This is a genomic window from Nostocoides australiense Ben110, from assembly GCF_001050535.1.
GTDB classification, from domain to species: domain Bacteria; phylum Actinomycetota; class Actinomycetes; order Actinomycetales; family Dermatophilaceae; genus Nostocoides_A; species Nostocoides_A australiense.
In genome coordinates this window covers 3417392-3419376 of the sequence record NZ_HG764815.1, presented here as the reverse complement: position 1 = coordinate 3419376, position 1985 = coordinate 3417392, and the positions used below count along the sequence as shown (strand labels likewise).

At 71.9% G+C, this 1985-nt stretch carries 2 protein-coding genes; both read left to right on the top strand.

The window, feature by feature from the left end:
- On the top strand, positions 1-1293 hold a 1293-nt coding region (locus BN11_RS16640), incomplete at its 5' end, for a DEAD/DEAH box helicase (protein WP_048699469.1).
- Positions 1294-1567: 274 nt separating this feature from the next.
- Positions 1568-1985: hypothetical protein (locus BN11_RS24155; RefSeq protein ID WP_048699468.1), on the top strand; the 418-nt coding region annotated here is incomplete at its 3' end.

Here is a 1985-nt window from a genome sequence, read left to right as displayed (position 1 = left end):
CCGGAGGAGCGGCGGGCGCTCGAACGGGACCTGCGCGCCGGGACTCTGCGGGGCCTGGCGGCGACCAATGCTCTCGAGCTGGGGATCGATATCCACGGCCTGGACGCGGTGGTCATGGCCGGGTGGCCCGGACGGTTGTCGTCGTTGTGGCAGCAAGCCGGACGGGCGGGGCGCCGCGGGTCCGCGGCGCTGGCCGTCCTCGTGGCCGCCGACGACCCGCTCGATGCCTATCTCATGAAGCATCCGGAGGCGATCTTCGGCGAACCGGTGGAACGGACCGTCGTCAACCCGGGAAACCCGCGCTTGCTGCCGCCCCACCTGATCGCGGCGGCGTACGAGCGGCGCATCACCGAGGCGGACGAGGGGGTCTTCGGGCCGGGGATGTGGCCGGCGCTCGACGAGCTCGTCGCCGCCGGACAGCTGCGCCGCCGCCCGGGCGGCTGGTTCTGGCCGCAGGACACCCGCCCGGACGCGGTCGGGTCGCTGCGCACGGCAGGCGAGGTGGTTGCCATCGTCGAAGGAGCAAGCGGGCGGATCATCGGCACGATCGACTCTGCCTCCGCCGACCTGCAGGTCCACCCGGGCGCAGTTCACGTGCACCAAGGACAGACGTATGTCGTGACCCACCTCGACCTGGAACGGGCGAGCGCGACCGTCGCCGCCGGGGACCCGGGCTGGTCGACGCAAGCGCAGTCGCGCTCGGAGTTCACCTTCGCGACCCCCGATGCGGCGCAGTTGTCGGGGAGCCTGACCGTATGCCGCGGACAAGTCACGGTGCATACCCAGGTCGTCTCCTTCATGCGGCGGCTGCCGGGCGGCGAGATCATCGGCCGGCACGAACTGGACCTGCCGGTGCGGGAGTTCGTGACGGAGGGGGTGTGGTGGATCCTGCCCGCCGACCTGGTGGGCGAGGCGTTGCCGGCCCAGGTCGTGCCCGGCGCGCTGCACGCCGCAGAGCATGCGGCGATCGGCATGCTCCCGCTCTTCGCCACGTGCGACCGGTGGGACATCGGCGGGGTGTCGAGCGCGTGCCACCCGGCGACGGGCGAACCGACGATCCTCGTCTATGACGGGTATGCCGGCGGCGCGGGCTATGCCGCCCGGGGGTTCGAGATCCTGCCGCAGTGGCTGAGTGCGACCCGCGCGTTGATCGCCGAGTGCCCGTGCCAGCGCGGCTGCCCCCGGTGCGTGGTGTCGCCGAAGTGCGGCAGCGGCAACGAGCCGTTGGACAAGCCCGGGGCGATCACCGTGCTCGACCTGGTGCTCGGCGAGTTGGCGCGCGGTCCGGGCTGAGCAGGCCCGGGTGAGAAGGCCCGGCTGAGCGCGCGGGATCCGCGGAGCGGGGTCCCGCCGGAGCCGGGTGGTGGTCCCCGGGCGGAGGGAGTCCCGCGTCCGTGACGTGAGTCGGGAGACGTGACTCGTCCGGACGCCAGGAGCCGGGAATCGCCCGCGCCCGGCTACCGTTGTTGGCACGGTCCTGCAACCGGTGGACCGACCGGCAGCACGCCGGGACACCAGTCGAACCCGGGCTCCTGGGTCGGCAGACACGAAGGAGTGCTCGATCCCGATGATCGTGCTCGGTTTGCTTTTCATCCTTCTCGCGGCCCTGGCTGGCACGTGGCTCTATCTGGCCCTGATGGACATGGTGGGCGATCACACCGTCGACTTCACCGCGCTCGGTGTCACCATCGGGTTCTCGCCGATGGCGTTGCTGCTCATCGGCTTCGGTCTGGCCTGCGCCCTGGGAATCGGCCTCTATCTGATCCGGGCCGGCATCAGCGCCGGTGCCCGCCGTCGTCGTGAGCGCAAGGAACTCGAGCGGGAGGCCGCCGAGAACCAGCGCGCCTCGGAAGCCGCCGCCGCCGAGCGCCTGCGCGCCGAACGTGCTGCTGCCGACGAGCGTGGCCGCAGCATCACCGACCCCGTCAACCGCACCGACTCGGTCAATCGCAATGACGCCGGCTGGACCCCCGGAGACGGCCGCC